This is a genomic window from Roseateles sp. (assembly GCF_036486225.1).
Taxonomy (GTDB): Bacteria; Pseudomonadota; Gammaproteobacteria; order Burkholderiales; family Burkholderiaceae_C; genus Roseateles.
The window spans coordinates 1-6843 of record NZ_DASVNZ010000087.1 but is presented as its reverse complement, the minus strand read 5'-3'; the positions used below and the strand labels follow the sequence as shown (position 1 = coordinate 6843).

General features: G+C 70.2%; 6 protein-coding genes. 1 reads left to right on the top strand and 5 read right to left on the bottom strand.

Annotation, left to right across the window (positions count from 1 at the left end; genetic code table 11):
- The 5 genes from hutF to hutC all read right to left on the bottom strand — a co-directional run.
- Positions 1-1216: formimidoylglutamate deiminase (hutF, locus tag VF536_RS06575; protein WP_331614014.1), on the bottom strand; the 1216-nt coding region annotated here is incomplete at its 3' end.
- Positions 1213-2037, bottom strand: coding sequence for an N-formylglutamate deformylase (hutG, locus tag VF536_RS06570; RefSeq protein WP_331614013.1), 825 nt, complete (start codon positions 2035-2037; stop codon positions 1213-1215). The genes hutG and hutF, both read right to left, overlap by 4 nt.
- Positions 2038-2151: 114 nt before the next feature.
- Positions 2152-3417 carry an imidazolonepropionase gene (gene hutI, locus VF536_RS06565; protein ID WP_331614012.1) on the bottom strand — a complete coding sequence of 422 codons (1266 nt, stop codon included), beginning with the start codon at positions 3415-3417 and terminating at the stop codon, positions 2152-2154.
- Positions 3414-3968 (bottom strand): HutD family protein, encoded by a 555-nt coding sequence (locus VF536_RS06560; protein ID WP_331614011.1) that lies wholly within the window; start codon positions 3966-3968, stop codon positions 3414-3416. The genes hutI and VF536_RS06560 overlap by 4 nt, the downstream gene beginning before the upstream one ends.
- Positions 3969-4090: 122 nt before the next feature.
- Positions 4091-4825 carry a histidine utilization repressor gene (gene hutC, locus VF536_RS06555; RefSeq protein ID WP_331614010.1) on the bottom strand — a complete coding sequence of 245 codons (735 nt, stop codon included), beginning with the start codon at positions 4823-4825 and terminating at the stop codon, positions 4091-4093.
- 119 nt (positions 4826-4944) lie between these two features.
- Between hutC and hutU the strand changes: the two genes are divergently transcribed.
- Entirely contained in the window at positions 4945-6651 is a 1707-nt protein-coding gene (hutU, locus tag VF536_RS06550; protein WP_331614009.1) for a urocanate hydratase, read from the top strand.
- The last annotated feature ends 192 nt before the right edge of the window (positions 6652-6843 follow it).

Below are 6843 nucleotides of genomic sequence, written 5' to 3'. Positions count from 1 at the left end.
CGCCCAGCCCCGCCGCTCGCGCGCTGCCTGCGACGCAGGCGTCGAACAGCCGCGCCGCCGTCGACGGCTGCCGTCCCGGCCGCGCCGACACGTTGCGACGTTGCAGGCCCAGGCGCTGGCCGTACTCCAGCCAGCGCAGTTCCTCCACCCAGCCACGGGTGACCTGGCTGTCCGAGCCCACCGTCAGCGGCACGTCCGCCGCCAGCCAGCCGGGCAGATCCGCCAGCCCGTCGCCGAGGTTGCCCTCGGTCCCCGGGCAGATCACCACGCCCGCGCCGCTCGCGGCGATGCGCGCGATCTCGTCGCGCGTGCTGTGCGTGGCATGCACCAGATGCCAGCGCGGGTCCAGGCCGTAGTCGGCCAGCAGATCGATAGGCCGCTTGCCGGTGGCCGCCAGACAGTCGTCGACTTCCTGCTGCTGTTCCGCGACGTGCACATGGATCGGGATGTCCGCATCGCCGACGAGCGCCTGCAGCGCGCGCACGTCCTCGGCGTGCGCCGCACGCAGCGAGTGCACCGCCACGCCGGCGCGCACCAGCGGCAGGCCCGCCGCATTGATGCGCTCGCAGGCGCGCCAGACCCAGTCGGCATCGGTGCGGAAGCGCCGCTGCGTGTCCCGCAAGCCCTTTTGGGTGAAGCCGGCATGCGCGTACAACACCGGCAGCAGCGTCAGGCCGATGCCGGTCTCCTGCGCGGCTTCGGCCAGCGCCATCGCCATGGCGAGCTCGTCTTCGTACGGCGTCCCGTCCTCGCGGTGATGCAGGTAGTGGAACTCGCAGACCTGCGTGTAGCCGCCGGCCAGCAGCTCCGTGTAGAGCTGGGTGGCGATGGTCTTCAGCTGCGCCGGCGTCACGCGCAGCGCGACGCCGTACATGCGGTCGCGCCACGACCAGAAGTCGTCACTGTCGCTGTCGCGCTGCTCGGCCAGCCCGGCAAACGCGCGTTGGAAGGCGTGGCTGTGCGCGTCGACGAGCGTCGGCAGCACCGGACCGTCCAGCCGGATCGCGTCGGACGGCGCCGGCTGTCCGGCGGTGAGTTCGACCCAGTGGCCGTCGCCGCCCGCACGCATGAGCACGTCGCGCTGCCAGCGCCCGTCCAGCCACGCCAGCGGCGCATGGAAGGTCCGGGGAGAGCCGGCCGTGCCGGACGCCCTCGCGCCGGCCTGGATGGCCACATTGGCGGCGGTGAAGATGGCGCCGAAGCTGGCGGCGCTCATGCCGCGCTCCGGACCGGATTGGCCAGCAGGTAGGCCTGCAGCAACGTCGTCAGCACCGGCCGAACGCCCTCCACACAGGCGGGATCCAGCTCGTATCCGGTGAAGCCCATGTCGTTCTCGACCATGTAGCAGCGGTAGCACATCTCCAGCTGCACGGCCTGCTGGCCGAGCTCCGGGCGCCCGTACTGGCGCGTGATGTAGCCGCCCTTGAAACGGCCGTCGACCACCCAGCTGAACCGGTCCTGCGCCTGCAGCGCGATCTCCATCGCCTGGCGCGTGACCTGCTTGCAGGCTTTGCCCTCGACGGTGCCGATGTTCAGGTCGGGCAACCGGCCCTCGAAGAGCCACGGCAGTTCCGAGCGGATGCTGTGCGCCTCGAACAGCAGCGCGAAGCCGTGTTCCTGGCGCAGGCGCTGCAACTCGCCCTGCAGGGCCTGGTGGTACGGCGCCCAGTAGGTCTCGATGCGGCGCTGCTTCTCCTCGGCATCCGGCGCGAGGCCGTCCTTGTAAAGCGGCTCGCCGGTGAAGAAACGCGTCGGGCACAGCTCGGTGTTGGATGCGCCCGGGTACATCGGCGTGTCCTCGGGCGGGCGGTTCAGGTCGATGAGGTAGCGTGAGAAACGCGGCACCAGCAACCCGGCGCCGAGCTGCTCGGCGATCGGCGCGTAGAGCGGCTCCAGGTGCCAGTCCGTGTCCTCGCTGCCGAGCGCGCGCTCGACGTAGCGGTGGTGCTGGTCGGCCGGGATCTCGCGGCCCACGTGCGGCATGCTGATCAGCAGCGGAGTGCGGCCGCGCCGCAGTTCAAAGACGTCGTGCTTCATCGCTCGTTCCTCGTGTCTCCAGGAGGTCTCGGCGCGCCTCTGCGGCGCATCGTGACTCCTCGTTCTTGTCTCAGCCGCGCTTCAATCGCGCTTCAATCGCGCTTCAATCACGCGTCAGCCGCGCGGTCGCCCGCCGACGACCGTCTGCCGCAGCGGATTGCGCCCGAACCAGTAGGCCAGCTCGCGCGGATGCGCGGCGTCCCAGATGCAGAAGTCGGCGCGCTGGCCGGCGGCCAGCCGCCCGCGGTCGGGCAAACCGAGCGCCCGCGCGGCGTTCGTCGTCAGGCCGCGCAGCGCCTCCTCCGGCGTCATGCGGAAGAAGGTGCAGGCCATGTTGAGCATCAGCAGCAGCGACAGCCCCGGCGAACTGCCCGGGTTGTGGTCGGTGGCCAGCGCGATCGGCACGCCGGCATCGCGCAGCGCCTGGATCGGCGGCAACTTCGTCTCGCGCAGGAAATAGAAAGCGCCGGGCAGCAGCACCGCCACGGTGCCGGCGCGGGCCATCGCGGCGATGCCCGCATCGCTCAGGTATTCCAGGTGGTCGCAGGACAACGCGTTGAATTCGGCCGCGAGCGCCGCACCGCCCTGGTCGCTGAGCTGCTCCGCATGGAGCTTGACCGGGAGGTCGAGCGCGCGGGCGGCCTCGAACACGCGACGGGTCTGGTCGGGCGTGAAGCCGATGCGCTCGCAGAAGGCGTCCACGGCGTCGACGAGTCCCTGCTGATGCAGTTCCGGCAACCACGCGCAGACGGCGTCGACATACGCCTCCTGGCGGCCGTCGAATTCGGGCGGCAGCGCATGCGCGCCGAGGTAGGTCGTCTTCACCGTCAGGCCGAGTTCCGCCAGTTGGCGGGCGACGCGCAGGCACTTGGTTTCGTCGGCCAGCGACAGCCCGTAGCCAGACTTCACTTCCAGCGTCGTCAGCCCTTCGGCCATCAGCGCACGGGCGCGCGGCACCGCGAGCGCGTGGAGCTCGGACTCGCTCGCCGCCCGCGTCGCGGCGACCGTCGAGCGGATGCCGCCGCCGGCGCGCGCGATCTCTTCATAGGTCGCGCCCTGCAGGCGCAGCTCGAATTCCGCCGAGCGCTCGCCGCCATAGACCAGGTGCGTGTGGCAGTCGATGAAGCCCGGCGTCACCAGCAGGCCGCCGAGGTCGCGCAGCTCGACCGCGCTGTCGCGCAGATCGGCCGGCAGGTCGGCCATGGTTCCGACCCACCGCAGTTGTTCGCCCTCGACCAGCATGGCGCCGTCGCTCACCAGGCCCCAGTCGCGGTCGCCCGCCAGGGTGGCCAGCGTCGCATTGGCGTACAGCACGCGCCGCGGCGTCGATGCCACTGCCGCTGCTGACGCCGCGCCTGCCGTCGAGGACTTGTCCGTCATGACTCGCTCCAGATCAGCCACCACGCGGGGCCGTGTTGATCGCCGTCGTCGAACACGCAGCTTTGCGAGGCCGGCGACTCGCACCAGGCGAGCGTGTGCGGCGCCAGCGGCACCGAGCGATGGCCGTGGATGATCATCCCGCCCTCCTGCGTGAACAGCCCCAGCCACTGCGCCCCGTGCGGGATCACCGGCCGGTCGGCGGGCTGGACGCGGAACACGCCCGCGTCGCGCCGGTGCATCGCGTTGAAGTCCTGGGTCGGGCCGTCGATGAGCACGCAGTTCGGCGCGTCCTCGCCGGGGAACTGCACGATGCCCTCCTTCGGCTTCAGCGCCCGGCCGCGCAGGATCACGCCGCCGCCCGACAGCACGCCGAACCAGCGGTCCACGCCCGGGAAGGCCGAGAACGGTCCGTCGCGGTCGATGTCCGCGATGCTGACGCGGACCTTCCAGTCCGCCACGTGCGGCCAGGCGAGCAGCTCGCGCGTGCGCCCTCCCCCGTTGCGCCACGGGGTGGGCGCGACATCATCGGCGGTGATCCTCATCCAGCTCATGTCCGGCAGCTTGTTGGTTTTTGTGGAAGCCCGGGATTTTCGAAGACTCATCCATCTCGCCACGTCACGAAACGTCACATCCGCCCTCCTGCCACAACTGGCACGCCAACTCGTGAACAGCGTCACGCCTGGAAGCTGCCTTCAAGAAAATATCGGCTGGCCGGGTGTACCAGCCGCACCGCCGTCACCGTGCGGCCCAGGCTCGACGTCGCGCGCTTCACCACGAGGCAGGGTTCGCCGCGCGGCATGCCCAGCAACTTCGCCTCGAGGGCATTGGGCATGGCCGCCTCGATCGTATAGCGCGCCTCCGACAGCGGGGCGACTTCGAGGAGGTAATGCGTCGGCGTCACCCGCTCGAAATCCTGGTCCATGTAGGCCGGTGCGCAGGCCGGATTGACGAGGCGGTCCTCGCACTGGATCGCGATGCCGTTCTCGCGGTGCACGATGACGCTGTGGAACAAGGTCGTGCCGGCGCGCAGCCCCAGCATCGCGGCCTGCTCGGCGCTGGCCTTCAGCGTCTCCAGCACGTGGACCCTGGCCTCGTGGCGGTGGCCGCGCTCGGCGATCTCCTCGTGGACGTCGCGCACCGTCAGCGTCGACGCGATCCGGTGCAGCTGCGCGACGAAAGTGCCCACGCCCTGCACCCGCTCGATCATCCCTTCCTGATGCAGCTCGCGCAGCGCGCGGTTCACCGTCATCCGGCTGACGCCGAAGGTCCCGGTCAGTTCCGCCTCGGACGGCAGGCGCTCGCCCGGCCGCCAGCGGCCGCCGGCGATGCCTTCGCGCAGATGCGTCTTGACCTTCAGGTATTGCGGCGACGGACCGTCGCCGGCCGCGCTCGATGAGGGGGTCGCCATGGCCCGGAATCCTACTTGACTATACTTGTATAGACAACCAGGAAAACCGCTCCTATGATCGCGCCCCATCGGACCCCGACGAGCCCCGGGGGCCCTGCCTCGCAGACCAGGAGACATCGATGACGACGACCACGACCACCGCCCCCTCCGCCCAGCCGCGCCCGGTGCGCGCGCCCACCGGCACCGCGCTGAGCTGCAAGAACTGGCTGATCGAGGCCGCCTACCGGATGATCCAGAACAACCTGGATCCGGCCGTGGCCGAGAACCCCGATGCGCTGGTGGTCTACGGCGGCATCGGCAAGGCGGCGCGCAACTGGGACTGCTTCGAGCAGATCCTGACGTCGCTGAAGCACCTCAACGAGGATGAGACGCTGCTGATCCAGTCGGGCAAGCCGGTCGGCGTCTTCCCCTCGCACGTGGATGCGCCGCGCGTGCTGCTGGCCAACTCCAACCTGGTGCCGGCCTGGGCCAACTGGGAGCACTTCAACGAACTCGACCGCAAGGGCCTGATGATGTACGGCCAGATGACGGCCGGCTCGTGGATCTACATCGGCTCGCAGGGCATCGTGCAGGGCACCTACGAGACCTTCGCCGAAGCCGGCCGCCAGCACTTTGGCGGCGACATGGTCGGCCGCTGGGTGCTGACCGCGGGCCTGGGCGGCATGGGCGGCGCGCAGCCGCTGGCGGCGACCTTCGCCGGCGCCTGCTCGCTGACCATCGAGTGCCAGCAGTCGCGCATCGATTTCCGCCTGAAGACGCGTTACGTCGACGAGCAGGCGACCGACCTGGACGACGCGCTGGCGCGCATCGCGAAGTACACGGCCGAGAAGAAGGCTGTCTCCATCGCGCTGCTGGGCAACGCGGCGGAGGTCCTGCCCGCGCTGGTCGCCCGCGTGAAGGCCGGCAGCGCGATCAAGCCGGACCTGGTCACCGATCAGACCTCCGCGCACGACCTGATCAACGGCTACCTGCCGGTGGGCTGGAACGTCGAGCAGTGGAAGGCCGCCGCGGCCGATCCGGCGAAACACGCCGACCTCAAGGCCGCCGCCGCGCGCGGCTGCGCGGTCCACGTGCAGGCCATGCTGGACTTCCAGTCCATGGGCATCGCCACCGTCGACTACGGCAACAACATCCGCCAGGTCGCCTTCGACCAGGGCGTGAAGAACGCCTTCGACTTCCCCGGCTTCGTGCCCGCCTACGTGCGTCCTCAGTTCTGCGAAGGCCGCGGTCCGTTCCGCTGGGTCGCGCTCTCCGGCGATCCGGAGGACATCTACAAGACCGACGCCAAGATCAAGGAACTGTTCCCGCACCACGCCGGCGTGCACCGCTGGCTGGACATGGCGCGCGAGCGCATCGCCTTCCAGGGCCTGCCCGCCCGCATCTGCTGGCTGGGCCTGGGCGAGCGCCACAAGGCGGGCCTCGCCTTCAACGAGATGGTCCGCACCGGCGAGCTGAAGGCGCCGATCGTGATCGGTCGCGACCACCTGGATTCCGGCTCCGTGGCGAGCCCGAACCGCGAGACCGAATCGATGAAGGACGGCTCCGACGCCGTGTCCGACTGGCCGCTGCTCAACGCGATGCTCAACACCGCCGGCGGCGCGACCTGGGTCTCGCTGCACCACGGCGGCGGCGTGGGCATGGGCTACTCGCAGCACAGCGGCGTGGTCATCGTCTGCGACGGCAGCGAAGCGGCCGACAAGCGCATTTCCCGCGTGCTGTGGAACGACCCCGGCACCGGCGTCATGCGCCATGCCGACGCGGGTTACGAGCTGGCGCAGCAGACCGCGCAGGAGCGCGGCCTGAAACTGCCGATGCTCGGCCGCTGAACGCGCGTTCTCGCGCCCGCCCTTCCCCAGACACCCGAATCAGACTTCGATCCGAGTTCCCATGACGACTTCCCTCGAACTCATTCCCGGCCAGCTCTCGCTGGAGCAGTTGCGCCGCATCCGCGCCGGCGGCGTGACGCTGGCGCTGCACACCGACGCCTGGCCGGCGATCCGCCGCGGCGCCGCCGTCGT

Excerpts from the sequence above, each read along its gene's own strand:
- hutG (WP_331614013.1), bottom strand. The coding sequence starts at position 2,037 with ATGAAGCACGACGTCTTTGAACTGCGGCGCGGCCGCACTCCGCTGCTG.
- hutI (WP_331614012.1), bottom strand. The coding sequence starts at position 3,417 with ATGACGGACAAGTCCTCGACGGCAGGCGCGGCGTCAGCAGCGGCAGTG.
- VF536_RS06560 (WP_331614011.1), bottom strand. The coding sequence starts at position 3,968 with ATGAGCTGGATGAGGATCACCGCCGATGATGTCGCGCCCACCCCGTGG.
- hutC (WP_331614010.1), bottom strand. The coding sequence starts at position 4,825 with ATGGCGACCCCCTCATCGAGCGCGGCCGGCGACGGTCCGTCGCCGCAA.
- hutU (WP_331614009.1), top strand. The coding sequence starts at position 4,945 with ATGACGACGACCACGACCACCGCCCCCTCCGCCCAGCCGCGCCCGGTG.